The 24,125-nt window shown below is 66.2% G+C and carries 21 protein-coding genes, 1 other RNA gene and 2 pseudogenes; 12 read left to right on the top strand and 12 right to left on the bottom strand.

All coding sequences use genetic code 11. From position 1 onward, the window contains the following. Positions 1 to 44: 44 nt before the first annotated feature. Positions 45 to 572, top strand: a pseudogene (locus tag H9658_RS10510) (sensor histidine kinase); the annotation flags it as partial. A 328-nt stretch (positions 573 to 900) separates the two neighbouring features. On the opposite strand, the gene H9658_RS10505 reads toward H9658_RS10510, so the two are convergent. The 10 genes and pseudogenes from H9658_RS10505 to H9658_RS10465 form a co-directional block, all read right to left on the bottom strand. Next, positions 901 to 1,197 (bottom strand): hypothetical protein, encoded by a 297-nt coding sequence (locus tag H9658_RS10505; RefSeq protein ID WP_191825293.1) that lies wholly within the window; start codon positions 1,195 to 1,197, stop codon positions 901 to 903. A 161-nt stretch (positions 1,198 to 1,358) separates the two neighbouring features. Beyond that, complete coding sequence (locus H9658_RS22935; protein WP_225209874.1) at positions 1,359 to 1,655, bottom strand: hypothetical protein; 297 nt, start codon at positions 1,653 to 1,655, stop codon at positions 1,359 to 1,361. Positions 1,656 to 1,717: 62 nt separating this feature from the next. Continuing rightward, the gene (locus tag H9658_RS10500) at positions 1,718 to 2,074 is read right to left on the bottom strand and encodes a hypothetical protein (protein ID WP_191825292.1); all 357 of its coding nucleotides are present in this window, start codon (positions 2,072 to 2,074) and stop codon (positions 1,718 to 1,720) included. A 251-nt stretch (positions 2,075 to 2,325) separates the two neighbouring features. After that, a pseudogene (locus H9658_RS23290) lies at positions 2,326 to 2,721 on the bottom strand (transposase); the annotation flags it as partial. Between the two features lie 1,524 nt (positions 2,722 to 4,245). Next, positions 4,246 to 4,698: a YybH family protein gene (locus H9658_RS10490; protein WP_206229724.1), complete on the bottom strand. Its 453-nt coding sequence runs from the start codon at positions 4,696 to 4,698 to the stop codon at positions 4,246 to 4,248. A 461-nt stretch (positions 4,699 to 5,159) separates the two neighbouring features. Beyond that, positions 5,160 to 5,522: a hypothetical protein gene (locus H9658_RS10485; protein ID WP_191825290.1), complete on the bottom strand. Its 363-nt coding sequence runs from the start codon at positions 5,520 to 5,522 to the stop codon at positions 5,160 to 5,162. 108 nt (positions 5,523 to 5,630) lie between these two features. Continuing rightward, a complete protein-coding gene (locus H9658_RS10480) occupies positions 5,631 to 5,879 on the bottom strand; it encodes a hypothetical protein (protein WP_191825289.1) in 249 nt (82 codons plus the stop codon). A 66-nt stretch (positions 5,880 to 5,945) separates the two neighbouring features. Beyond that, positions 5,946 to 6,326 (bottom strand): hypothetical protein, encoded by a 381-nt coding sequence (locus H9658_RS10475; protein WP_191825288.1) that lies wholly within the window; start codon positions 6,324 to 6,326, stop codon positions 5,946 to 5,948. Positions 6,327 to 6,416: 90 nt separating this feature from the next. Then, the gene (locus H9658_RS10470; protein WP_191825287.1) at positions 6,417 to 6,827 is read right to left on the bottom strand and encodes a hypothetical protein; all 411 of its coding nucleotides are present in this window, start codon (positions 6,825 to 6,827) and stop codon (positions 6,417 to 6,419) included. Between the two features lie 396 nt (positions 6,828 to 7,223). After that, the gene (locus H9658_RS10465) at positions 7,224 to 8,588 is read right to left on the bottom strand and encodes a glutamate--cysteine ligase (protein WP_191825286.1); all 1,365 of its coding nucleotides are present in this window, start codon (positions 8,586 to 8,588) and stop codon (positions 7,224 to 7,226) included. A 220-nt stretch (positions 8,589 to 8,808) separates the two neighbouring features. On the opposite strand from H9658_RS10465, the gene H9658_RS10460 reads away from it, so the two are divergent. The 5 genes from H9658_RS10460 to H9658_RS10440 all read left to right on the top strand — a co-directional run bounded on the left by H9658_RS10460 (position 8,809) and on the right by H9658_RS10440 (position 12,409). Further along, positions 8,809 to 9,504, top strand: a complete 696-nt coding sequence (locus tag H9658_RS10460) for a VIT1/CCC1 transporter family protein (RefSeq protein WP_191825285.1) — start codon at positions 8,809 to 8,811, stop codon at positions 9,502 to 9,504. A gap of 145 nt (positions 9,505 to 9,649) precedes the next feature. Then, a complete protein-coding gene (locus H9658_RS10455) occupies positions 9,650 to 10,072 on the top strand; it encodes a VOC family protein (RefSeq protein WP_191825284.1) in 423 nt (140 codons plus the stop codon). Between the two features lie 61 nt (positions 10,073 to 10,133). Beyond that, a non-coding RNA gene (locus tag H9658_RS10450) (sX9 sRNA) lies at positions 10,134 to 10,209 on the top strand. A gap of 269 nt (positions 10,210 to 10,478) precedes the next feature. Then, on the top strand, positions 10,479 to 11,309 hold the full coding sequence (locus H9658_RS10445) for a helix-turn-helix transcriptional regulator (protein ID WP_191825283.1): 831 nt from the start codon (positions 10,479 to 10,481) through the stop codon (positions 11,307 to 11,309). Between the two features lie 107 nt (positions 11,310 to 11,416). After that, the gene (locus H9658_RS10440) at positions 11,417 to 12,409 is read left to right on the top strand and encodes an MBL fold metallo-hydrolase (RefSeq protein ID WP_191825282.1); all 993 of its coding nucleotides are present in this window, start codon (positions 11,417 to 11,419) and stop codon (positions 12,407 to 12,409) included. Positions 12,410 to 12,832: 423 nt separating this feature from the next. Here the strand turns inward: H9658_RS10440 and yihA are convergent, their stop codons facing one another. Next, positions 12,833 to 13,456 carry a ribosome biogenesis GTP-binding protein YihA/YsxC gene (yihA, locus tag H9658_RS10435; protein WP_179567262.1) on the bottom strand — a complete coding sequence of 208 codons (624 nt, stop codon included), beginning with the start codon at positions 13,454 to 13,456 and terminating at the stop codon, positions 12,833 to 12,835. A 129-nt stretch (positions 13,457 to 13,585) separates the two neighbouring features. Here yihA and H9658_RS10430 point away from each other — a divergent pair, with 129 nt between their 5' ends. The 4 genes from H9658_RS10430 to H9658_RS10415 all read left to right on the top strand — a co-directional run bounded on the left by H9658_RS10430 (position 13,586) and on the right by H9658_RS10415 (position 16,879). Beyond that, positions 13,586 to 14,407 (top strand): c-type cytochrome, encoded by an 822-nt coding sequence (locus H9658_RS10430; protein WP_191825281.1) that lies wholly within the window; start codon positions 13,586 to 13,588, stop codon positions 14,405 to 14,407. 85 nt (positions 14,408 to 14,492) lie between these two features. After that, positions 14,493 to 15,134 (top strand): thiol:disulfide interchange protein DsbA/DsbL, encoded by a 642-nt coding sequence (locus tag H9658_RS10425; RefSeq protein WP_191825280.1) that lies wholly within the window; start codon positions 14,493 to 14,495, stop codon positions 15,132 to 15,134. A gap of 118 nt (positions 15,135 to 15,252) precedes the next feature. After that, positions 15,253 to 16,083, top strand: a complete 831-nt coding sequence (locus H9658_RS10420; protein ID WP_191825279.1) for a thiol:disulfide interchange protein DsbA/DsbL — start codon at positions 15,253 to 15,255, stop codon at positions 16,081 to 16,083. Between the two features lie 28 nt (positions 16,084 to 16,111). Then, complete coding sequence (locus tag H9658_RS10415) at positions 16,112 to 16,879, top strand: endonuclease/exonuclease/phosphatase family protein (RefSeq protein ID WP_179567270.1); 768 nt, start codon at positions 16,112 to 16,114, stop codon at positions 16,877 to 16,879. A 293-nt stretch (positions 16,880 to 17,172) separates the two neighbouring features. Here H9658_RS10415 and H9658_RS10410 read toward each other — a convergent pair whose 3' ends face one another. Beyond that, positions 17,173 to 20,058, bottom strand: a complete 2,886-nt coding sequence (locus H9658_RS10410) for a TonB-dependent receptor (protein ID WP_191825278.1) — start codon at positions 20,056 to 20,058, stop codon at positions 17,173 to 17,175. Positions 20,059 to 20,680: 622 nt separating this feature from the next. Here H9658_RS10410 and H9658_RS10405 point away from each other — a divergent pair. Continuing rightward, the gene (locus H9658_RS10405; RefSeq protein ID WP_191825277.1) at positions 20,681 to 22,651 is read left to right on the top strand and encodes a transglycosylase SLT domain-containing protein; all 1,971 of its coding nucleotides are present in this window, start codon (positions 20,681 to 20,683) and stop codon (positions 22,649 to 22,651) included. A gap of 128 nt (positions 22,652 to 22,779) precedes the next feature. Beyond that, positions 22,780 to 24,033 (top strand): multifunctional CCA addition/repair protein, encoded by a 1,254-nt coding sequence (locus H9658_RS10400; RefSeq protein WP_191825276.1) that lies wholly within the window; start codon positions 22,780 to 22,782, stop codon positions 24,031 to 24,033. Positions 24,034 to 24,125 lie beyond the last annotated feature (92 nt).

Below are 24,125 nucleotides of genomic sequence, written 5' to 3'. Positions count from 1 at the left end.
GCCATGCAACCGGCGGCATGCGTCAAGGCCAGTTTCGCGTGGCTGTTCGCGCCGACATCGACGAGATGAAGGCGATGATCTCCGCGGCGCTGGACTTCATCCACAACGGCAGCCACCGCGGCACCCCCGCACCGCTGGATTTCCGCCTGTTGGTGGAGAGCGTGGTCGACGACGCCAGCGACACCGGCGCCGAAGTCAGCTTCGTCGCGGGCCAGGCCATCACCCTCGATGGCGACCCGCTGTCGCTGCGGCGGATGGTGATGAACCTGCTTGAGAACGCGCTGAAGTACGGCAAGCGCGCGCGCCTGCAACTGCACCGCGACGGTGCCGACTGCACGCTGTGGATCGACGACGACGGCCCCGGCATCGACCCGGCCCAGCACGAGCAATTGTTCCTGCCGTTCTTCCGCGGCGAGAACTCGCGCAACCGCGACACCGGCGGCATCGGCCTGGGCCTGTCCGTCGCGCACAGCATCGTCCTCGCCCACGGCGGCGAGATCACCCTGACCAACCGCCCCGAAGGCGGGCTGCGGGTGTGCGTGGAGTTGCCGTGCCAGGCGGCTGTGGGCTGAGCGGCGCCCGCGCACAGCGCTGGACGATTGGGCGTGTGCAAGCGCCTGATCCAACACGACGCTGGTAGGCGTTCCAGCGGCCGCGCGCTGCCGGCGAGCGCCAATGCGGAGGCAAGTGGTATCCAGCGTAGTCTGCGCTCGGCACGTCCATACGCGGCCCAAGCTTGAAACAGCCGCGCAGCGACGCGGCTTCGGTGCGAGCGCCTTGCCAGGGCGAACGATGCTGTGAGTGGACAAACATCCGCTCATGGCATTCTTCTTTTTACGGGCCTAACACCTGAGTTAAGCCGCGCCGCGAAGTGGCATCGGCTTAATTAATTGTTAGGCCCTACCAACCTTGGGCCTGCGCGAAAGACTCTAGTTGCTTTTGAATGCTGACGGCCAACTCTGGGGACGAATAGAAGGCGAGATCTGGGGCGTCAACGTCGTCCTTGAACGCGACGATCACCAAGCGCTCGGGCTTGCCGTTGACTGTGACGCCGTACTCCCAGCTGCCAGTCTGCTCGACCGGCAAGGAGTCAATTGCTGCGGCAAGTTTGTCCGCCTGGTTGGCGCTGAATCCAGAAGAAAAGGATTGCGACAGACTACCGAGGAATGGGCCGACTCCCTCTTGGTCGAAGTTCATGGATGCTTCCGCAAGCCCAGAAACATCGATTGGCGGAGTGGACTGCGCACAGGATGCGCCCGAGGTTGAAAGAAGCATTGCCAAAGTTGCAATAAGTCTTTTCATGGGCCTAACACATGAGTTAAGCCGACCCGCGAAGCGGGTTCGGCCTGAATGAATTGTTAGGAATCTGCAGCCAGAAGCCTAGTGTGCACCGACTCCAGTGCCGAAATTTCACTGCCAATCGGCACTGATGCCTTTGACAAGTTTGGAAGCGTGACAAAAATCTTGTAACCGCCAGGGTGGAAGTGAGTGAGCGAGAAATCTGCCTCAATCTGAAATGGATTAGCTGCAGGAGGCTCAACCAGAACCGTATCCCTGAAGTTATTGAAATGAGATGCAAATGGAACGTCCGGCGCCAGGATGAGTCCTCTGCCAGGGATCTGAAATGTATTTTGGACTAGCAACAGATGTCTCATGGCTGATGCCTAAACACCCGAGTTAAGCTGACCCGCGAAGCGGGTTCGGCTTGAATGAATTGTTAGGACTCAGCGCGCAGCAAGTCATGAAGGTGCTCAGGCCCTGGTGAAATGATGAAGGTTGAGCCACCGCGTGTCGCTGTGAGTCTAAACTCGGACTTGTCAGGATGATCCTCAATCGCTCGAACACCGTCAATAACGCACAGTACGCCAAAAAGCGTTGCATCCGCTGCATCTCGCATTGCAGCAATAACGTTGGCCTGATCAGCAGGACCAAGCCCTCGATACCAGTTGGAAAGATCAAGCAGTGTTTGTGCGGGTCTGCGACCGGGTGGGGATTGATATGTGCTTATGCAGCCGGAGACGGCAGCATCCGCACACTCAATCTTCAGCGCATCAACGAATTCGCTCGGATTCATGTTCTAAGCCCTAACGCTGGAGTTAAGCGGCGCGTTAGCGCGTCCGCCTTGAACGAGTGATTAGGCGCGGTGGCGATGTGGCTCATAGAACAGCCATCCAGTCTTGCGCCTCTACGTGCTTGAAGAACGAGTCGAACGCCTCGTAGGAAAAGTCGAGTGTAATTGAGTGCCCACCCTTAGGATGCCGCTCGATAGATTGGATACGTTGCACCCCGGGCGCAGTTTCGATGAGCTCACGCAAATCGCGGATCTCCGTATCTATGTGGATCCCTGCCGATCGCCGCGCTGATGTCGCCCATCAGATCCTTGGCCTTCACACGCTCACGCCACACCCAGATCGTCTTGGCGTCGGGTACCTTGCCGCTGTGCTCCAGCCCCAGGAACTGCTGGAAGCTGCGCCGATCCAACACCTGGTACTCCAGCGCATCGTCAGAGAGGTTGTACAACTGTTGCAACAGCAACAGCTTGACCATGATCTCCGTCGGCCAGGCCGGACGGCCGCCGCGCGTGCCGGTACCCAAGGACAGCTTCGCGTCCACGGCCCGGGCAATCCCAGCAAAGTCGATATGCCGCGACAGCAGTGCCAGCGGGTCGCCGATCTGATGACGCTTGGTTTCGCGTTCGTGGCCGGCAAACAGACTGATCATCGCGGAAACCTTGGCTGCTTCTTTAGCTCATATGATGCCAAAGGCGAGGTTTTTAGAGGTGCCCTTAAGCCGGCCCGCTACGAGACGGCTGAAGTTTGCCGAGACCGCGAAGCGGGCTCGGCTTGAATGAATTGTTAGGGCTCACACCGTGTACCCGAACGTGTGGATGCAGTGTGCCAGTAGTCCCTCAAGGGACGTTGCCTCTGTTGGAGTGAAGGCGCCAGAGCCACGCTCCAGGAACGAACGTAGAGCCTTCTCTAGTTGGCCCGGGTGTGGCACGTCCGACAGATAGCCGAGGATGCTGACAACCGGCTCAGTCGGAACTAGCTGAAGTAGAAATCCAGCACTGTCGTATGCGACGTACTCGTTGTTGCGCACATCAATGGGCTCAATGTAGTGAGCAGCAGTCTCCACCGAACGGAAAATGCTGATGTCTCCATGCCCGTCAATAACTATGGGTAGCCGCATATTCGCTGTGAGCCTAACGCCTGAATTAAGCCGCGTTGCGAAGCAACGTCGGCTTGAATGAGTTGTTAGGCAGTGAGTGGCCGAAACGGTTGAGACCGCAACCGTGCTCCCCAGCACTGCCCGCCTGAGCCGAGTGTGCCACAGCTTGCGGGATGAAGCTTGCACCGCAATGCCACGGGGCCTGTTGGCTCCGAAGCTAGGCGCAATGAGTGCCGCGCGGCAGTGACACGAAATGACGAAGCGGCGGACTGTCCGATGCCAGTTACGGTGAGAACCCCTGTCCGGAGCCGACCGCGTGCGCGCCAGTGAACTGGTCGAATATGCGAGCACCGATGCTGTTGCTCCACCACGGCCTAACGCTGGAGTTAAGCGGCACCGAAGGTGTCCGCCTTGAAGGAGATGTTAGGCATTTGCGCGACACCAACGACGTGCCACGGCAAATGCCTTGTGACGAACTAACTGCGAAAATCCCACATGCTGAGCAACTTCGTCTAGAGCTTCTACGACCTTAGTGTCAATTGGCGCACCTTGCGCGAGCCACTCAATTGCAAGCCTGACCCAGTATTCCGTAGGCCAACGTAGCGCAGCAAGAACCACCTCACGGGCGATCTCCTCGGACCCGTCGTAGTCTTTGTACGGAGACTCAAGGTTGACTAATAGAGGCCGAATATCCATTGATGCCTAACGCATAAATTAAGCCGCGCCGCGAAGCGGCGTCGGCTTGAATGAATTGTTAGGCCGCGTGCCTCGTCGGCTAATGCGGGGCATGCGACCTGACTTGAAAATTGCTACCTAAGCCAAACAGAACAAGACCAGCAACTCCAAAGAACGATGCAAACACAAAGCCAAAACTAGCATCGTTGACTTGACCTGCCGGAATTGTTGCTGATGCATAGATAGCCGCGACGAGAAACGTGGTGGCTATTAGCAGCGAAAGTCCACCAAGGGCCACAAGCAATACTACGAAGAGCTTCCTAAGTTCCATGAGCGGCCTAACGCCTGAATTAAGCCGACCCGCGAAGCGGGTTCGGCTTGAATGAATTGTTAGACCGCCCTCTAGTGCTCTGACACACGCTGACTTTTTGGTGACGTGTTCAGATTGTCCATGTCCGAGAAGATTAGCCACGGCTCACCGGGCGCACGATGCAGAGTGAGGGTGAACTTTCCTGTGTCGCCGGACGCATCGCCATAACCGTAGGCACCTATGATGTAGCCGATCGTGTCTCCGGCGGAAAAAGCGAGCGAGCGTAGCCGCAATGGGCCGCCGCCTTGGCCCTCATAGGCTGCCTGGATGGCCGAGCGTCCGCGGATTGGAGGACGATTGCTTTGCAGCACGAACCCATCCTCCGCAAATAGCGAGGCGAGGGCCACCGCGTCGCCAGCGCGCCATGCGCGTTCATAGTCGCGAAGCACTCGATCCAGTTCAGATGGCAACGCAACGCTGGAAAGCTCCGTGGTCTTGGTTGGATCTGGAACGTTCTGCCCAAGTAGTGACCCCGTCACCAGCATGAGGCCGAGGACGACAAAAACGAGGATGGAACGGCTCATATGTCTCAACCCTGTTGGAGTATCGGCGGTCTAACGCTTGAATTAAGCCGCGTTGCGAAGCAACGTCGGCTTGAATGAGTTGTTAGGCAGTGAGTGGCCGAAACGGTTGAGACCGCAACCGTGCTCCCCAGCACTGCCCGCCTGAGCCGAGTGTGCCACAGCTTGCGGGATGAAGCTTGCGCCGCAATGCCACGGGGCCTGTTGGCTCCAAAGCTAGGCGCTATGAGTGCCGCACAGCAGTGACACGAAATGACGAAGCGGCGGACTGCCCGATGCCAGTTGCGGTGAGAACCACTGTCCGGAGCCGACCGCGTGCGCGCCAGTGAACTGATCGAAGATGAGAGCCCCGATGCTATTGCTCCACTAAGGCCTAACGCCTGAATTAAGCCGAGCCGCGAAGCGGGTTCGGCTTGAATGAATTGTTAGGCCTCAGCCCACTCTCCATCCTGTGGATTGAACAAGGCCATATGCTCGGGCTCAGCAAGCTCGCTTGCGTCTTGCAGAGCTTCAAATATGACCTCCTGGGAATTTTGCCAATACGGAATTGAGAACGCTATCTCCGTCGCAAACACAGCCACTTGGACGGGACAGCCACCGATGTTCTTTACGAACTCATGGCACCGCGGTGTCGTGGCCTCAAGGCTGTACCCGTACTTGGCGAGCTTGCCTATGAATCTTTCAACGGCGGATTGATCAAGAGGCGGGTGATCAAACTCGTCGATTTCCTTCCCTTGTTCGGTGTGCTCACGAACGACGGGATGAAAGAGCTGAAAACCGTAGCTCATTGTGTCTCCTGCGGCCTAACAACTGAATTAAGCCGACCCGCGAAGCGGGTTCGGCTTGAACGAATTGTTAGGCCTCAGACCATAGGCTGCAAGAGACAGAACCATGAGTCACACCTCTTGCCGCGGCGCGATAAGCGCACCACCGTTGTAGATCAGATCCGCAGGAACTCGCCCATCCACGGTTCTCTTGAGCTTTGTGCCGTCAATGGGAACGCGCACGCTTGATCCATCTGATCTGGCGAAGACCAGGAAATATGAATCACCCTCTTGAAGAACCTCGCGAATCTCGATGCGATGAATCCCATCTCGCTCAACCACCACGAGTGCCTCGGGAAGGATATTCTCGTGATCTGTCATCTGAGGCCTAACACTTGAGTTAAGCCGCGCCACGAAGTGGCGTCGGCTTGAGCGAATAGTTAGGGCTCACGCTCCGCACTTCGGGACCACGGCAGGTGCCGGACTCATGTAGGTCGCTTGCCCGTTGCAGATCCTATATGCGAACGACGTACTTGCCAGACTCGGATCAGGCACGGTGGCGGCGTGCATGATCTCGCCGGCGGGCGATAGCAGGCGAATGCGCGCCCCGTCCGGGCTGGTTTGGCCGCCTGGGGTGAACAGCTCCAGCGTTGAGCCATCCGCCAGTTCCAAGGTAGCACTTTGTCTGGATGGCAAGTGGAGGTCGAACGTGATCGGCGTCAGGTCATCGTGCTGAATGTAGCCAACGAACTGGACCTGCTCCGGCATCGCGGCAAACGCCGTGAGAGAAGAACCCATCAGTACTGTTGCAGCGGCGACAGCTTTCATTGCATACCTCCATGTTGCGTGAATGGTGCCAGTGAGCCCTAACGCCTGAATTAAGCCGACCCGCGAAGCGGGTTCGGCTTGAATGAATGGTTAGGCCGCGCACGAGCTAACGGGTGCGGCCATTTGAAAAGGCATATTGCCGAGACCGACAAGCCCCTCAACACTGAACAGGTACGTGCCCTTGACGAGGAGCGTCAGGCCACCAGCCCGCGAACAGTTGAACGTAAGCGACGTTACGTCTACTGGGTGGTGCCTGTCATCTAGGTAGATCGACCCGTCGATGTATCCCTCCTGAGGGTTGACCGGGAAGACGAACGACTTGCCTGCTAGATCGCTAAGAAGATTTGACGGAAGGTTGACCCCATCGAGGCGAACAGATGTGTCGACGAGCGTCCCATCTACCAGGAACGGACTCATAAGCAATGTCAGCGAGACGTTCCCCGGCTCGCCCGAAAGAATCGCATGGCGCGCCTTCAAGTCGACAGGTGAGAAATTTTTCATAGAGGCCTAACTACTATTGGACCACCTAAAAGCGGTGTTGCACCGAGTATCCACCATCGGAAGAAGTCTGGAAAGAGGTGAATTCCCATTACCTTTCAGTGGCTTGCCGGCTCATGGATGGCGGTTCGGCCACAGACAGCGACCGCGTTATCCGACGTTTGCACAGGCGTATGAGTTACACCCGTGACGGTGAAGGCGTAACGGGGTATCTACTCTCGGCAGCGTGGGAGAAACTCCCCGGCCGGCTCCGGCTGCGTCCCTCTCCCTGTGCACCAAGCGGGCGCACGCCGAATAGCATGGGAGTGCGATGCGACATCGTCGATGAAGCCGCTCTCCGAAGCGAGGCTTCGCGATACAGCGCCGCCAGCTGCATCGACCGCAGCCGGCGCACGCCAATCAGTAAGCGAACTCGGAAAACACCGGGTCGACACTCCCCTGCCACGCCCCGTGATACAGCGCCAGCTTGCGCTCGGCCGCGGTCTCCCCGGCGTGCAGGATCTCCACCAGCGGTTCCAGGAAGCGCGATTCGTCCTGACCGTCGCCGTTCAGGCGGGCGCGGCGGCGCAGGCCGTCCAGCGCGATCTTCACCGACTCGGCGGCGAGGTCCTGCACGGTGCCGTTGCGGAACGGCAGCTTCAGCGCCTGCTTCGGCACGCCGTCGCGCAGGGCGTGACGTTCGACCAGGCTGAAATCCTTGACCAGGTCCCAGGCCGCGTCCAGCGCGGCATCGTCGTACAGCAGGCCGACCCAGTACGCCGACAGCGCGCACAGCCGCCCCCACGGGCCGGCATCGGCGCCGCGCATCTCCAGGTATTTCTTCAACCGCACTTCCGGGAACGCGGTGGTCATGTGATCGGACCAGTCGCGCAGCGTCGGCAGTGCGCCCGGCAACGCCGGCAGCTTGCCCTGCATGAAGTCGCGGAAGCTCTGCCCGCTGGCGTCGACGTAGGTGCCGTCGCGGTAGGAGAAGTACATCGGCACGTCGAGCAGGTAGTCGACGTAGCGCTCGTAGCTGAAGCCGTCCTCGAACACGAAGTCGAGCATGCCGGTACGGTCGGCATCGGTGTCGGTCCAGATGTGCGAGCGGTAGCTGAGGTAGCCGTTGGGCTTGCCCTCGGTGAACGGGGAGTCGGCGAACAGCGCGGTGGCGATCGGCTGCAGCGCCAGCGACACGCGGAACTTCTTGATCATGTCCGCTTCGCTGGCGTAGTCCAGGTTGACCTGGACCGTGCAGGTGCGGGTCATCATGTCCAGGCCGAGCTTGCCGACCTTGGGCATGTAGTTCTTCATGATCTGGTAGCGGCCCTTGGGCATCCACGGCATCTCGTCGCGGCGCCACTTCGGCTGGAAGCCCATGCCGAGGAAACCCAGGCGCAGTTCGTCGGCGACCTGCTTGACCTCGTTGAGGTGGCTGCCCACTTCCACGCAGGTGTCGTGGATGGTCTCCAGCGGCGCGCCCGACAGTTCCAGCTGCCCAGCCGGTTCCAGCGTCACCGAGGCGCCGTCGCGCAGCAGCGCGATGGTATGCCCGCCTTCTTGCACCGGCTCCCAGCCGAAACGGGTCAGGCCGGTGAGCAGGGCCTCGATGCCGCGCTCGCCGTCGAAGGTCGGCGGGCGCAGGTCGTCCAGGCGGAAGCCGAACTTTTCGTGTTCGGTGCCGATGCGCCACTGCGCTTCGGGCTTTTCGCCGGAGGCCAGCACCTCGACCAGTTCGTTGCGGTCGGTGATCGGCGTTTCGGCAACGTGGCTTGGGCTCGACAAGGGCAGGCTCGCACGGAAGATGAGGCGATGTGGGGATGGAACGCCCGCCTCGCAAGGGCCGCACTATAGCGTGACCGGCGCGAAGCCCACATCGCTACCGGCGGTACTGCAGCATTCCACGGATCCGCCCGGTCGGCGCCAGCGAGAGTGAGACGCAGCACCGCCGGCCGCAGCGCGCTCGGCTAGGCTGCAGGCCTGTTCCCCGCCATGCAGGCAGCCGATGCGCCCCGCCCACTCCGAACTGCATCGCGCCGATCGCGCCGGCTGGCTGCGCGCCGCGGTGCTCGGCGCCAACGACGGCATCCTGTCGGTGGCCGGACTGGTGGTCGGCGTGGCCAGCAGCGGCGCACCCGCGCCGGCGGTCCTGGCGACCGGCATCGCCGGCCTGGTCGCCGGCGCGATGTCGATGGCCGCCGGCGAATACGTGTCGGTGCAGTCGCAGGTGGACACCGAGCGCGCCGATCTGGCGATCGAGCGCCGCGAGTTGCGCGAGGACCCGCACAGCGAGCTGGAAGAACTGGCCGGCATCTACCGCCAGCGGGGGCTGGACGCGGCGCTGGCGCGCCAGGTCGCCGAGCAGTTGACCGCGCACGATGCGCTGGGCGCGCATGCGCGCGACGAGCTCGGCATCACCGAGACCCTGCGCGCGCGGCCGTTGCAGGCGGCGGCCGCGTCGGCGGCAGCATTCTGCACCGGCGCGGCGCTGCCGGTCGTGGCCGCGTGGCTGGCGCCGGACGGCCGGCAATTGTGGGTGACCGGCGCGGCGACCCTGGTCGGCCTGTCGCTGACCGGCGCGCTGGCCGCGCGCGCCGGCGGCGCTTCGGGCGTGCGCGGTGCGGTGCGTGTGGTGTTCTGGGGCGCGGCGGCGATGCTCGCCAGCGGCGCGATCGGGCACGTGTTCGGCGTGCATGTGTGAGCGGACGCGCACCGTACTGGGTAGCATCACCGGCATGGCCGACACGTGTTTCCCCGAAGTGCGAGGCGACCGCACGCCCATCGCTCAAAGCGGAACCTGAACTGGAGTACTGAAAATTAACACTGGTACCTTCGTCGTCGACCACATGGGATTTTCCGTTTCATCGCTGGATGAGGCGATCGCGTTCTGGACTGAGGCCATGGGCTTCGAACTTGTCCGCACAGGCGAAATGGGCGGCGATTTCCTGCGCGAGGTGACGGGCGTCGACGATCCTCGTTGCCGCATGGCGCTGGTGGTATCGCCTGCCGGCTTTCCCATCGAACTGCTGGAATACTCGACAGCCCGCACGTTGGGCAAGACACCCGCAAGCGCTGGCGCGATCGGCGCGGCCCATCTTGCCGTCACCGTGACGGATATCGACGTGGCTGTCGCCAGGATCCAGGCGCAGGGATGGCACTTGAAAGGATCTCCGCGACCGATCGAGGCCGGGCCACGCGCGGGAACCGTCGTTGCCTACGTCAGCGGACCCGACGGGATCACCATCGAGGTCATGCAGCCTCCCAGGTAAGAGCAGCTAACAAAACGACTGCGCAGCCGCCAGGCGGGCGCGTGCAGCGCTCGAAATCCTCATGTACCACTTGTGCACTGCAGTTTCTGTGCGCCGTCCGCGCCCGCCTGGCGACTGCTCGTGACGTTTCGTTAGCCACGCTAAAGTCTCATCCGGCATGGTGTGGGGCCCTCCGGTTCTTTCGATCGCCGCTGGCTAAAGTGTGTGATGCACGTTGAGGCGATATGCGTCGGCTGTCCGCGGCGCGAACGGCCAAACCCGCGGGGAAGCGGCCTGTGGCGCGCCGAGACCGGCAGTTTGCGGGGCCGGCACCAGCGCAGTCGTGGTGGTCCTGCCGGCTGCGATGTAGCGGCCCGGCGCTTCACTCTGAGCGCGCGCGCAGTGCGCTGCGGTAGCATCGGCGGCCATGGCCGACACCACTTCTTCCGACGCCTTGCTGCTGGCGCGCCTGGCCAGCCTGGCCGACTGCACGCAGGCCGAGGGCTATGCCTGCATCACCGCGCGTCGCGAACACGGGGCGCGCTCGGTGGATATCCCGCAGCCGCACCTGGCGATCCTGGTGCAGGGACGCAAGCAGGTGCGCACCGCGACACAAACCCTGGACTTCGTGCCGGGCGACCTGTTCCTGGTGACGCAGCGCTGCCGCATTGATGTGGTCAACATCCCGGATCCGCACAGCGGCCTGTACCTGAGCGTGCTGGTGCCGCTGTGCGAAGAAGCGCTGAGCGCGGCGCGCGTGCTGTGGAACGAACCGCTGCCCGCTGCCGGCGCGGAACTGGCGCGGCTGCGCGCCGAGGAGTTCGGCATCACCCTGCTGCAATGGCGGCAGGCGCTGCAGGACGGCCGTTACACCGAGGCGCGGTTGGCGCTGGCGGCCCTGGTGGTGGCACTGTGCCGGCGCGGCCACGGCGGCCTGTTGATGCCGCCGGCGCCGAGCGTGGCCGCGCAGGTGCGCGACCTGGTCGTCGCGCAGCCGCAACGCGCCTGGCGCTCGCGCGACATCGAAGACAGCCTGGGCCTCAGCGGCGCGACCTTGCGCCGACACCTGGCCAGCGAAGGCACCTCCTTGCGCGAACTGCTCGCCGATGCGCGCCTGGCGCATGCGATGCAGCTGCTCTACACCACGCGCTGGCCGCTGAAGACGGTCGCCGCGCACGTCGGCTATCGTTCGGTGCGCAGCTTCAGCCAACGCTTCCAGCAACGCTACGGCCTGGACCCGTCCAGCATCGGCAACTGAGCCGCGTCGGCGCTGAGCGCCGCGCGCAGCGGAATGAGCGAATCGCGCAGCGGCGCAGGCGCAGCATGCCGGTACCGCGGCGCCTGCCGCTCTGCCAGGAAGTCCCCATGTCCGTGTTCCCGTTGCGCGCGCTGTGCGCGCTGGCCCTGAGTGCCAGCGCGGCGCTGACGCTGCCGTCCCCCGCCCATGCCGCCGCGCCGGCCAGCAGCCAGACGCAGGTGCCCGGCGTCTATCGCCAGGCAATCGGCCGGTTGCGCGTCACCGCCCTGTTCGACGGCACCGTGGCGCTGCCGCGCGCGCAACTGGCGAACATCGCCCCGGAGGCGATCGCGCGCCTGCTCGACCATCGCTACGTGCCGGAAACCGCCAAGGGCCTGCAGACCGCGGTCAACGCCTACCTGATCCAGGACGGCACGCACCTGACCCTGGTCGATACCGGCACCGCCACCTGCTTCGGCCCCGGCCTGGGCCAGGTGCTGGCGAACCTGCGCGCGGCCGGCTACGCGCCGGCGCAGGTGGACGACGTGCTGCTGACCCACGCGCACCCGGACCACATGTGTGGCCTGCTCGATGCGCAGGGACAGGCGGCCTATCCCAACGCCACGGTGTGGCTGAGCGCGGCCGATGCCGCGTACTGGCTGGATCCGGCCAGCGAAGCGAGCGCACCGCAGATGCTGAAGTTCGCGTTCCCGCTGGCGCGCGCGGCGGCCGCACCGTACCAGGCCAAGGACCGGCTGCGCCGCTTCCGTCCCGGCGATGCGTTGCCGGGCGGTGCGGTGGCGCTGGATACGCACGGACATACGCCCGGCCATGTGTCCTACCGGTTCGACGGCGGCGATGGCCAGCAGGTGTTGGTGTGGGGCGACCTGGTGCACTACCACGCGGTGCAGTTCGCGCAGCCGCAGGCTTCCTACGAAGCCGACAGCGACCGCACGGCGGCGATCGCCGCGCGCAGGCGCACCATGGCCCAGGCCGCCGACGGCGGCTGGTGGGTGGCCGGCGCGCATCTGCCATTCCCGGGCCTGGGCCATGTGCGCCGTGACGGCGACGCGTTCGCCTGGGTCCCGGCCGAGTTCGCGCCGGTGCCGGCCACGCCTTGAGTGCAACCTTCTCCCGGCGGGAGAAGGGAACAACTGCTAGCCCCTCTCCCACCGGGAGAGGGGTTGGGGTGAGGGTGCGGCGCGCAGCGTCTCGCGGCGTTTGGAGGCGCGAGGCTGCGCCCGTACCCTCATCCGCCCCTGCGGGGCACCTTCCCCCGAAAAGGGGGCCATGGTCCCGGCGGGAGAAGGAACAGCCGACTAGCCCCTCTCCCACCGGGAGAGGGGTTGGGGTGAGGGTCCGGCGCAAAGCGTCTCGCGGTGCTTGGATGCATGAGGCTGCGCCCGTACCGGCATCCGCCCCTGCGGGCACCCGGCATCGCGCATGCGATGCAGCCAACGCAGACAGAACGGACGCGTCCGCTGCTTGCGATCGATCACAAGCAGCCCCGCGCAGAAGACGCCGGAGTTCCGGCGCCGCCGCGTTCACGCCGTGGCGGTCGGCTCCGTGTCCAGCCCCAGCCAGCCGCCGACGATGGCACGCGCTTCGTCCACGCCCTGGCGGGTCTCGCCGGAAAACAGCTGCACGCTGACAGTGTCGCCGAAGGAACTGGACAGATCCTTGCGCACCTGCTGCAGCGCCTGCGCCTGCTGGCCGCGGCCGAGTTTGTCGGCCTTGGTCAGCAGTGCATGCGCCGGCAGTCCGCGCTGCACCGCGTAACCGAGCATCTGCCGGTCGTAGTCCTTCAGCGGGTGGCGGATGTCCATCACCACCACCAGGCCGCGCAGGGCCTCGCGGGTGCGGAAATACTTGTCGATGAACGACTGCCAGTGCGCCTGCAGCTCCAGCGGCACCTTGGCGTAGCCGTAGCCGGGCAGGTCCACCAGATAGCGCTCGGGCTGGATCTGGAAGAACACCAGCTGCTGGGTGCGGCCGGGGGTCTTGGACACGCGGGCCAGCGCGTTCTGCCGGGTGAGCGCGTTCAGCGCGCTAGATTTGCCGGCGTTGGAGCGGCCGGCGAAGGCCACCTCCCAGCCCCCGTCCTCCGGCAGCTGCCGGGGATTGTGGGCGGAAAGCAGGTATTGGGCACGTTCGATGAGCAGCGACATGGCGCTAGGATCGCACGTCCGCCGCTCCTGGCGGGGTTCGTTGACCGGCAGGGCGCCGCGCGGGGATAATCGCGCGAGTGCGGTCGCCGGCCTGGCAGCCGCGGGTCGGGTCACACGGAGCTTCAGCTAATGCGCCACGCTCGCGTTCTTGCCTTTGCCGGTCTAGCAATTTCCATCGCCGCCGCGGTCGCGTTCGCGCAGACCTCGGTGGTTCCCATCCCCGACAACGCGCCGGTGCGCACCGCGCCGCTGGAAGGCGACGTCGGCAAGGTCGCCTGGGGCGATCCCAAGGCCGGCCAGGCCAAGGCCGCGGCCTGCGCCGCCTGCCATGGCGCCGACGGCAACCCGTCCCTGGCGATGTATCCGCGCATCGCCGGCCAGAGCGAACGCTACAGCGCGCGGCAGATGGCCCTGATCGCGCACGGCGAGCGCACCTCCGGCGCGGTGGCGGCGATGCTGCCGTTCGTGCAGCCGCTGAGCGCGCAGGACATGCGCGACATCGGCGCCTACTTCGCCACGCAGAAGGCCGGTGCCGGCATCGCCGACGACGCGGTGGTCAGCGAAGGCCCGTACGCCGGCATGAAGTTCTACGAGGTCGGGCAGCAGCTGTACCGCGGCGGCGATCCGGCGCGCGGGATTCCGGCATGCATGGCCTGCCACGGCCCCACCGGCGCCGGCAATCCCGGCCCGGCGTATCCGCACCTGGGCGGCCAGCATGCCGACTACGTGGCGCGGCGCCTGCAGGAGTACCAGTCCGGCACCACCCAGGAACGCGACCCGGCCCTGTTCAAGATCATGGCGCAGGTGGCCAAGCCCTTGACCGAGCAGGAGATGAAGGCGCTGGGCAGTTACCTGCAGGGCCTGCACGACCGCGCCGACGACGCGGCCGCGGCGCAGGCCGCACCGGCGCCGGTTTCGCCGCAACAGGCGGCGCCTGCGCAACAATCCTGAGCGTGCGCCGCCGTCGCGGCGCCGCACCGCTTCCCCCTCGCGCCGGTCGTCACGACCGGCGTTCGTTTTTTGCCATGGAGATCGCATGAACCGTCTGCCCCGCCTGCTGCTGTGCCTGCTCACCCTGTTGCCGCTGAGCGCCTGCGCGCAGCCCAAGACCGCCGCCCTGGTCGAAGGCGAGGACTACGCGCTGATCGCCAAGCCGCAGCCGTTCGCGCCGCTGGCCGGCAAGATCGAAGTGGTGGAGGTGTTCGGCTACACCTGCCCGCACTGCGCGCACTTCGAGCCGCTGCTGGAAGAGTGGACGCGCAAGCAGGGCAAGGACGTGCGGGTGACCCTGGTGCCGGCCGCGTTCGGCGGTTTCTGGGACAGCTTCGCCAGCGCCTTCTATGCCGCGCAGAAGCTGGGCGTGCAGACCCGCAGCCACCACGACCTGTTCGAGGCGATCCATGACAAGCACAGCGTGCCGGTCCAGAACGTGGCGCCGGAAGAGCTGGCCGCGTTCTATGCCGCATACGGGGTCAAGCCGCAGGACTTCGTCGCCGCCTACAGCAGCCCGCAGGTGGCCGCGCAGGTCAAGGCCGCGCGCGACTTCGCCGCGCGCAGCGACATCCCCGGCACCCCGGCGCTGGTGGTCAACGGCAAGTACCTGGTCAAGGGCAAGAATTTCCAGGACATGCTGCGCATCGCCGATGCGCTGGTCGCCCGCGAGCGCGCGGGCAAGTAATCCCGCGCGAACCTGCACCACGGCGCTTCATCCACGCCATGGCATCATGCCGGGGTTGCCTGCCGCGCGTTTCGGCGCGGCAGGCGTTTCGCCCCCCATCCTGCTGGAGATGTCGCCGATGAAGACCCGCTTCGCCCTGACCCTGATGGCCCTGCTGCCGATCCTGGTCGCATGCAAGGCCCAGGACGGCTCTGCCGACACCGTCGCCCCGGCCGCCGACGCGCCGGCCGCAGCGCCGGCGGCGCCCGCCGCCAGCGACACCGCGCCGGCCGCCACTGCCGAAACCGCCTCCACCCCGACGACCGATGCCGCTGCGCAGCCTGCCGCCGATACGCCGGCCGCGCCGGTCGCGGCGCGTGCGCCGAGCGGAGCCGAGCCCGTCGCCGGCACCGACTATGTCGACATTGCGGGCGGCCAGCCGTTCCAGCCGACCAATGGCAAGATCGAAGTGGCCGAAGTGTTCGGCTACGTGTGCCCGGCCTGCGCGCGCTTCCAGCCGCTGATCGGCCCGTGGAAGGCCGGCCTGCCGTCGGACGTGCACTTCGTCTACGTGCCGGCGATGTTCGGCGGCCCCTGGGACGACTATGCGCGTGCGTTCTACGCCGCCGAGGCGCTGGGCGTGCAGGAAAAGACCCACGAGGCGCTGTACAAGGCGATCCACGTCGACGAGACCCTGAAGGGCGAGCGCGGCCGCGATTCGGTGCAGGACATCGCCGGCTTCTACGCCAAGTACGGCGTGGATCCCAAGCAGTTCGCCGACACCATGGGCAGCTTCGCGGTCACCAGCAAGACCAACCGCGCCAAGCAGTTCGCCGTGCGCAGCGGCATCAGCGGCACGCCGTCGCTGATCGTCAACGGCAAGTACCTGGTCAAGGGCAAGAACTACGACGACATCCTGCGCATCGCCGATCACCTGATCGCGCGCGAGCGCGCGGCGCTGGCCAAGTAAGCTCCCGCTCCCACCAGGCCGCTCTGCCGTGACCGCCCCCGCCACCCGCACGCTGCGCGTGCTCACCGCCAATATCCAGGCCGGCTCCAGCACGCGCCGCTACAGCGATTACGTGACCCGCAGCTGGTCGCATGCGCTGCCGGCGGGAAGCAAGCGCAGCAGCCTGGATGCGATCGCGCAGCTGGCCCGCGAGCACGACATCGTCGGCCTGCAGGAAAGCGATCCGGGCAGCCTGCGCTCGGGCTTCACCAACCAGACCCACTACCTGGCCGAGCGCGCCGGCTTCAACTACTGGAGCCACCAGCCGAACCGGCGCATGGGCGGCGTGGCCTCCAGCGCCAATGGCCTGCTCAGCCGGCTGGAGCCGGTCGAAGTGCAGGACCATCCGCTGCCCGGCCGGCTCGGCGGGCGCGGCGTGCTGCTGGCCAAGTTCGGCGACGGTGCGGAAGGATTGGCGATCGCGGTGGCGCACCTGTCGCTGGGCGCCAACTCGCGCGCCTCGCAACTGGCGTTCATCGCCGAACTGTTGTCCGACCATCCCAACGCGGTGCTGATGGGCGACTTCAACTGCGTCGCCGACCGGCCCGAGATGCAGGCCCTGTACAAGCGCACCCGGCTGCAACCGCCGGGCTGCGTGGTGCCGACCTTCCCCAGTTGGCGCCCGCAGCGCGCGATCGACCACATCCTGGTCAGCGACGGCCTGCGCTGCAACGAGCAGCGCGCGCTCCCCGCCGCGTTCTCCGACCACCTGGCGGTGGCGACCGAGATCGAAGTGCCGCAGGCGATGCTGCGCTAGCCAGCTGCTGCGCTTCCTGTGCGGCATGCATTGGCTGTGCGGCGGCGGCATTCCCTGTAGGAGCGGCTTCAGCCGCGACCGGGCTTTACCGGTAAAGCGTCGCGGCTGAAGCCACTCCTACAGAAATGCGGCGGCTCGCAAGGAGCATTGTGGAAGCGACAATGCGGCGGCTCGCAAGGAATTGCGGAAGCGACTCTTGATGGCCCAGGCCATCGGTCGCGACGGGATTTATCGGTAACGCCCGTCGCGACTGAAGTCGCTCCCACAAGTGGCCGCTTCCGGATCGAAGCGCCCTAGAACTTCAGATCCGCACGCACATACAGATAGCGGCCACCCGGGATGTCGTAGGTCGAGGCGTCGTAGCCGTTGAGCGAGCACGACAGGCAGATCGGCGGATCCTTGTCGAAGACGTTGTTGACGCCACCGCTGACGGTCAGGCCTTTCATCCAGTCGAAGCGGTAGCCCAGTTGCACGTCGTGGTAGGTGATCGCGTCGAGCGTGTTGGTGCCGGCGGCCTGGTTGCTGCACACCGGGAACGCCACCGCGTCGCCGCACTGCTCGGTCAGTTCGGAAATGTGCCGCACCGTCCACGAGGCGTTCCAGCGGTTCAACGACCAGTCCAGGGTCAGGTTACTGGTCCACTCCGGGATCGCGCTGTCCACCACTTCCACGCCCGGTTCCTGCGGCTGCACCTGGCCGGCGGCACCGGTGGCGACGTAGCGGGTGACGAAGGTGTTCTGCCAGCCGATCTTGAAGCGCCCGGCCGCGGTTTCCGGCGAAGTCCAGAACAGATCCACGTCCCAGCCGTCGGTCTTGATCGAACCCAGGTTGGTCAGGCGGTTGTTGAAGCCGTTGATGCCGCCGGTGGAAGCGCGGGTGATGCCGTCGCAATAGGTCGCATCCAGCGTGTCCACGCACAGGTCGAGCTGGGTCTGCGCGTTGATCGCCTGGATCGCGCCGTCGATGTCGTGGCGGTAGAAGGTCACCTCGACGTCGAAGCGATCCGACCACGGCACGTTGCTGGCGAACCACGGACTCCACACGAAGCCGGCGCTGAAGCTGCGCGCCTTCTCCGGCTCCAGCGCGCGGTTGCCGCCGGTGGTCACCGAGATCTGCGAGTTGGCCTGCTGATAGCCGGCCGGCACGCCGAGCGTGGCGCAGTTGGCTGCACTGCCGCGCGGCGCGGTGCCACCGAGGCCGATCGAGCACGGATCGGACAGGGTCAGGTCGGCGCGCGCGGCCGAACCGTACAGCTCGCCGATGGTCGGGGCGCGGAAGCCTTCGGCATAGCTGGTGCGCAGCACGAAGTCCGGCGACACCTGCCAGCGCAGGCCGTACTTCGGGGTGAATTCGCCTCCGAAGGTGGAGTAGTCGGAATAGCGCCCGGCCAGGCTCAGGTCCAGTTTGTCGCCCAGCGGCGAGTCGGCGAAGATCGGCACGCTCAGTTCGAGGTAGGCCTCCTTGACGTTGTAGCTGCCCTCGGTCGGCAACGACGGCACGCCGTTGTAGTGGCCGATGACGGTCAACGGATCGGGCTGGTACCAGCCCTCGTACTTGCGGTACTCCACGCCGGTGGCGAAGGACACCGCGCCGGCCGGCAGCGTGAACAGGTCGCTGCTGAGGTTGGCGGTGAACTGGGTCAGTTCGTTCTGGCTGCGGTCGCGCACCACCGGCTGGATCCAGCGCAGCATCTCCGGGGTGATGCTGCCGGCGCCGCCGAAGATGTCCAGCGGCACGCAGCCGGCCACCGCCGCACAGGCGGCCGGGTCGCCCAGCGCCAGGTTGATGTTGTAGATGTTGTAGCTGCCGTAGTTGGTCTGCTCGGCCTTGTTCTTGCTGTAGGCGCCGTTGACGTCCCAGAACCAGGTGCGGTCGGCGCTCTCGAAACTGCCGATGAAGCCGGTGCCGACGTACTGGGTGTCCACGCGCTGCTCGAACACGCGCGCGCCGCCTTCCACCGGCCGCCGCCCGATCATGATCAGGTTGCTGGACGAGTCCAGGTCGAAGCCGAACGGGTTGTACGGGTTGGCCGCGGAAATGACGATGTTGTCGGCCAGCGGATTGCCGGTGCCGGCATCGGGGCCGAGGAAGATGGGTTCCGGCGCGGCCTGGTTGGTCGACTCGCGGCGGTTGCCGAGCAGCTTCAGGTACCACTGCACGTCGTCGTTGAAGAAGTAGCGGAACTGGCCGAACACGCCCTTGCGCTCGGACGGGGTCAGCAACAGGTTGGAGGCGGCGAAGTTGTAGCGATCGGCGGTGCCGAAGCAGTGGTAGCCGTCGCTGCGGGTGCAGCCGGCGCTGCCGTCGTAGGTCGGCGTGCCGGCGCCGCTGTTCGGGGTCAGGTCCTGCTCGGCGCCGGTGACCGGATCGACGAAGATGAAGCGGCCGTCCGGCGTGGCCGAGCTGCCGAAGCTGAGCCCGGTGCCGGGCACCGGATACAGCGACTGCTTGCGGTCGCGCGCATAGATCGGATCCTGCTTGGTGTAGCTGGCGCCCAGGAACAGGCTGGTGCGTTCGGTGCTGTGGCCCCAGGCCAGGTCCACGCCCTTGCTGGCGCCATCGCCCTTGTCGTACTGGCCGTAGTTCATCGTGACCTGGCCGCCGTCGAACTTGCGCCGGGTGATGATGTTGACCACGCCGGCGATCGCGTCGGAGCCGTACAGCGAGGAGGCGCCGTCTTCCAGCACCTCGATGCGCTCGACGATGGCCAGCGGAATGGTGTTGAGGTCGGTGGCCGCGCCCACGCCGGACGCCGAGGACTCGTTGACCCAGCGCATGCCGTCGACCAGCACCAGCACGCGCTTGGCGCCCAGATGGCGCAGGTCCACCTGCGCCGAACCGGCGCCGACGCCGCTGCCGTCGGGCGGGAAACCGAAGTTGCCGGAGGAGTTGAACTTGGTGTTCAACGCCGAGCCGGAGGCGGTCAGTTCCTGCAGCACGTCGCCGATCGAGGTCAGGCCGGTGCGTTCGATGTCGGCGCGGCTCAGCGTCTGCACCGGCACTTGCCCCTCCAGCTCGGCCTTGCGGATGCGCGTGCCGGTGACCTGGACGCTGTCCAGGGTGGTGGCGGACTCGGGGGCAGCGGGCGCGGCCTGCTGGGCGATGGCCAGCGCGGGCGAACCGGCCAGCAAGGACAAGGAAACCGCGAAAACCAAAGGATGGCGGTGCAGGCAATTCATCCGTCTCTCTCTCCAGAAAGGATGTGGGTCGGCCGCTGCGACCCCCTGCACCGCGACGGCGTGGCCTACCTTGTAAACAAAACGTAAACCCTAAGCAAGCAATCGGACCGCGATTCGGACAGTCGCGGACCGACTGGACGATTTCGTAGACATGGCGCAGTCCACCCGGACTCGATTCGGGCCACCGCAGGACAGTGCACGTCAGGCAAGCGAGCACCGGCACATGGCGAAGACAACGGCATGCCGATCGCGCCGGCCGGCTCGGCAAGCTACGGGAAGCCAAGTGCGCGGTGTTCTTGCAGGCGCGGACGCGGCCGGCGACATGGCTGCACGCGTCGCACCGCTACGCCCGTTTGCGACACCGCCTCGCGGCCTCCGACGGCGCGGGGCGCACACGGCTCGAGGCAGCGCCAAGCGTGCGGCGACAGCCCAATGCACCGTGTCACGCCAAGCGCAGCTGGCACCGGATCCCACCAGCGCCCACGCCGCGCCAGACAGCGCTGCGCAGGCTGCGGCGGACCACGGCGCATCCCCTCTCCACGCCCTTGCCGGCTGCGCTCGCGTCGCTACGCCGCAAAACCCTTGCCGCGTCGATTCATCGGCGTTCGGTATAGTCCCGCGCATGAAATTGCGCACGTCTCTCCTGCTGCTCGCCGCCGCGTTGTGCGGCACCGCCCCTGCCCTCGCCCAGACCCTGGACGCCCAGCGTCCTGCGCTGCGCGCGGCGATCGACGCCGCCGAGCGCGGCCAGTTCGATCCCGTGCAAGCGGCCGCATTCAAACAGCACCCGCTGTACGGCTGGCTCGAATACGCCAACCTGCGCCGCAACATCGACCGCATCTCCGATGCGCAGGCGCAGGATTTCCTCAAGCGCTACGCCGGGCAGCCGGTGGCCGAGAGCTTCCGCACGCTGTGGCTGCCGGCGCTGGCGCGGCGCCAGGATTGGCCGGCGCTGCTGGCCAACTGGAAGCCCACCGACAACACCGGCCTGCGCTGCGCCCAGCTCAACGCGCGCCAGGCCACCGGCCGTGCCGACGCGCAATGGATCGACGAGGCGCAGGCGCTGTGGCGCAGCAGCGGCAAGTCGCTGCCCGATGCCTGCGATGCGGTATTCGCGGTGCTGCAGGCGCGCGGCGGGATGAACGACACGCTGCGCTGGGCGCGGGTGGAAGCGGCGGCCGATACGCAGCAGCCGGCGGTGATGCGCAGCGCCGCGCGCGGCCTGCCCGCCGCCGAGCTGGCCATGGCCAACGACTATGCGGCGTTCCTGGACGCGGTGCACACGCGTGCGCTGACCTGGCCGAAGACCGAGCGCAGCCGCAAGGTGGCGGTGGACGGCCTGGAGAAACTGGCCAAGACCGATCCCGACGCGGCCGAGCGGCAGTTGCCGCAATTCGCGCAGGCGCTGCAGCTGAGCGAGGCGCAGCGCGGCGAGGTGCTGTACCAGATCGCGTTGTGGACGGTGGCCTCGTACGGACCGGATTCGGCGCGCCGGCTCAACGCGGTACCCGACAGCGCCTACGACGAACGCCTGCACGAATGGCGCACGCGCGAGGCGATGGCGCGCGGCGACTGGCCGGCGGCGCTGGCGGCGATCCGCAAGATGGCGCCGGCGCAGCGCAACGATTCGCGCTGGCAGTATTTCGAGGCGCGGCTGGCGGAAAAGACCGGCAACGCCGGCGAGGCGCAGCGGCTGTACCGCGAGGCCGCCAAGTCCGCCACTTTCCACGGCTTCATGGCCGCCGACCGGCTCAAGCAGCCCTATGCGCTATGCCCGTGGGAACCCAACGACAGCGCGCAGGCGCAGGCCGCCGTGGCCCGCGATCCGGCACTGGTGCGCGCGCTGGAACTGTTCAAGATCGACCGTGCGGCATGGGCCGTGGCCGAATGGAACGACGCGCTGACCCGCTTCGACGACACCCAGCGGCGCATCGCAGTGGAAGTGGCGCGCGACAACGGCTGGTTCGACCGCGCGGTGTTCGCGCTGGGCAAGCTGCCCGACGAACAACGCCTGTATTCGCTGCGCTTCCCGCTGCACCACGACGCCACCATCCGCCGCGAAGCGGGCAAGAACGCGATCGACCCGGCCTGGGTGGCCGCCGAGATCCGCGCCGAGAGCATCTTCAACCCGAACGCGCGTTCGCCGGCCAATGCGATGGGCCTGATGCAGGTGTTGCCGGCCACCGGCGCCAGCGTGGCCAGGAACCTCGGCCTGGCCGGCTACGGCGGCGCCGCCAGCCTGTACGACCCGGACACCAACATCGCCATCGGCACCGCCTACCTGCGCCAGCTGTTGAACACCTATGGCCTGCCCTACCTGACCATCGCCGCCTACAACGCCGGCCCCGGCCCGGCGGCACGCTGGCAGACCCAGCGCCCCGGCCACGACGCCGACTTCTGGATCGAGACGATCAGCTACAAGGAAACCCGCGAATACGTCGCGCGCATCCTCGCCTTCAGCGTGATCTACGACTGGCGCCTCAACGGCGACGCGCTGCCGGTCAGCGACCGCATGCTCGGCAAGCTGGATGCGCCGCGCAAGAAGTTCGTCTGTGCGGCCGCGGCTGGGGCCGCGGCCGGGAATCGGGAATAGGGAATGGGGAATCGCAACGGCGCACCGCGCACGACCGCGACGAAAATGTCGCCCGCATGCCGCTGTGTCTTCAGACGCAGCGAACCCGCTCTTGCCAATCCCGAATCCCCACTCCCGAATCCCGGCTCATGAACATCTACCTCGTCGGCGGCGCCGTCCGCGACAGCCTGCTCGGGCAACCGCCCGGCGACCGCGACTGGGTCGTGGTCGGCGCCACGCCGCAGCAGATGCTGGATCTGGGCTACAAACAGGTCGGCCGCGATTTCCCGGTGTTCCTGCATCCGCACAGCGGCGAGGAGTACGCGCTGGCGCGCACCGAGCGCAAGTCCGGGCGCGGCTACCACGGCTTCGTGGTCGACGCCGACCCGTCGGTGACACTGGAAGAAGACCTGCAGCGGCGCGACTTCACCATCAACGCGATCGCCCGCGACGAGGACAGCGGCGCGCTGGTGGATCCGTACGGCGGCGCGCGCGACATCGAGCGGCGCGTGCTGCGCCACATCGGCCCGGCCTTCGGCGAGGACCCGCTGCGCGTGCTGCGTGCGGCGCGTTTCATGGCGCGTCTGGCGCCGCTCGGTTTCAGCGTGGCGCCGGAGACCCTGGCGCTGATGCGCGAGATGGCGGCCAGCGGCGAGCTGGACACGCTGGTGCCCGAGCGCGTGTGGCAGGAGCTGCGCCGCAGCCTGGCCTCGGCGCAGCCGTCGGCGTTCCTGCGCACGCTGCACGATGCCGATGCGCTGCGCAGCGTGCTGCCGGAACTTGAGGCGCTGTACGGCGTGCCGCAGCGCGCCGAGTACCATCCCGAGATCGATACCGGCCGCCACCAGGAACTGGTCAGCGACATGGCCGCACGGCTGGCGCCGGGCGATGCGCTGATCGGCTTCGCCGCGCTGACCCACGACCTGGGCAAGGCTCTGACCCCGCAAGCGGAATGGCCGAAGCACGTGATGCACGAACAGCGCGGCGTCGCCCCGCTGCGTGCGTTGTGCGAACGGCTGAAGCTGCCGCAGGAACATCGCCAGCTGGCCGAGATCGCCTGCCGCGAGCACTTGAACGTGCATCGCCTGGCCGAGCTGCGCGACCGCACCGTGCACGAACTGCTGCAGCGCTGCGACGGCTTCCGCAAGCCCGAACGCATCGCGCAGCTGGCACTGGTATGCGAGGCCGACAAGCGCGGCCGCCTCGGCAACGAGGACGCCGACTACCCGCAGGGCCGCGAACTGCAGCGCCTGCACGCCGCGGCGCTGGCGGTCAACGCCCGCGACCTGGCCGCGCAGGGCCTGAGCGGCCCGCAGATCGGCGAGGCGCTGGCGAAGGCGCGGATCAAGGCGATCGCCGCGGCGCGCGGCGACGCATCTCAGCGGTCGTCAGAACCGGACTAGCAGGTGCCATCATCAGTACTTGGGCAGCTTTGACGCGGCTGGCACCGGGCGACGCGCTGACTTGCGTCTCTAGAGGCAGGGGCAAGCGCTCG

The organism is Xanthomonas bonasiae (assembly GCF_014836395.1).
GTDB lineage: Bacteria > Pseudomonadota > Gammaproteobacteria > Xanthomonadales > Xanthomonadaceae > Xanthomonas_A > Xanthomonas_A bonasiae.
The sequence above is the reverse complement of the archived record's forward strand: the minus strand, read 5'-3'. Positions and strand labels throughout refer to the sequence as shown.

What these genes read in the sequence shown, in the direction of transcription:
- H9658_RS10505 (WP_191825293.1), bottom strand. Translation starts at nt 1,197, where the DNA reads ATGAACTTCGACCAAGAGGGAGTCGGCCCATTCCTCGGTAGTCTGTCG.
- H9658_RS22935 (WP_225209874.1), bottom strand. Translation starts at nt 1,655, where the DNA reads ATGAGACATCTGTTGCTAGTCCAAAATACATTTCAGATCCCTGGCAGA.
- H9658_RS10500 (WP_191825292.1), bottom strand. Translation starts at nt 2,074, where the DNA reads ATGAATCCGAGCGAATTCGTTGATGCGCTGAAGATTGAGTGTGCGGAT.
- H9658_RS10490 (WP_206229724.1), bottom strand. Translation starts at nt 4,698, where the DNA reads ATGCTGGTGACGGGGTCACTACTTGGGCAGAACGTTCCAGATCCAACC.
- H9658_RS10485 (WP_191825290.1), bottom strand. Translation starts at nt 5,522, where the DNA reads ATGAGCTACGGTTTTCAGCTCTTTCATCCCGTCGTTCGTGAGCACACC.
- H9658_RS10480 (WP_191825289.1), bottom strand. Translation starts at nt 5,879, where the DNA reads ATGACAGATCACGAGAATATCCTTCCCGAGGCACTCGTGGTGGTTGAG.
- H9658_RS10475 (WP_191825288.1), bottom strand. Translation starts at nt 6,326, where the DNA reads ATGAAAGCTGTCGCCGCTGCAACAGTACTGATGGGTTCTTCTCTCACG.
- H9658_RS10470 (WP_191825287.1), bottom strand. Translation starts at nt 6,827, where the DNA reads ATGAAAAATTTCTCACCTGTCGACTTGAAGGCGCGCCATGCGATTCTT.
- H9658_RS10460 (WP_191825285.1), top strand. Translation starts at nt 8,809, where the DNA reads ATGCGCCCCGCCCACTCCGAACTGCATCGCGCCGATCGCGCCGGCTGG.
- H9658_RS10455 (WP_191825284.1), top strand. Translation starts at nt 9,650, where the DNA reads ATGGGATTTTCCGTTTCATCGCTGGATGAGGCGATCGCGTTCTGGACT.
- H9658_RS10445 (WP_191825283.1), top strand. Translation starts at nt 10,479, where the DNA reads ATGGCCGACACCACTTCTTCCGACGCCTTGCTGCTGGCGCGCCTGGCC.
- H9658_RS10440 (WP_191825282.1), top strand. Translation starts at nt 11,417, where the DNA reads ATGTCCGTGTTCCCGTTGCGCGCGCTGTGCGCGCTGGCCCTGAGTGCC.
- yihA (WP_179567262.1), bottom strand. Translation starts at nt 13,456, where the DNA reads ATGTCGCTGCTCATCGAACGTGCCCAATACCTGCTTTCCGCCCACAAT.
- H9658_RS10430 (WP_191825281.1), top strand. Translation starts at nt 13,586, where the DNA reads ATGCGCCACGCTCGCGTTCTTGCCTTTGCCGGTCTAGCAATTTCCATC.
- H9658_RS10425 (WP_191825280.1), top strand. Translation starts at nt 14,493, where the DNA reads ATGAACCGTCTGCCCCGCCTGCTGCTGTGCCTGCTCACCCTGTTGCCG.
- H9658_RS10420 (WP_191825279.1), top strand. Translation starts at nt 15,253, where the DNA reads ATGAAGACCCGCTTCGCCCTGACCCTGATGGCCCTGCTGCCGATCCTG.
- H9658_RS10410 (WP_191825278.1), bottom strand. Translation starts at nt 20,058, where the DNA reads ATGAATTGCCTGCACCGCCATCCTTTGGTTTTCGCGGTTTCCTTGTCC.
- H9658_RS10405 (WP_191825277.1), top strand. Translation starts at nt 20,681, where the DNA reads ATGAAATTGCGCACGTCTCTCCTGCTGCTCGCCGCCGCGTTGTGCGGC.
- H9658_RS10400 (WP_191825276.1), top strand. Translation starts at nt 22,780, where the DNA reads ATGAACATCTACCTCGTCGGCGGCGCCGTCCGCGACAGCCTGCTCGGG.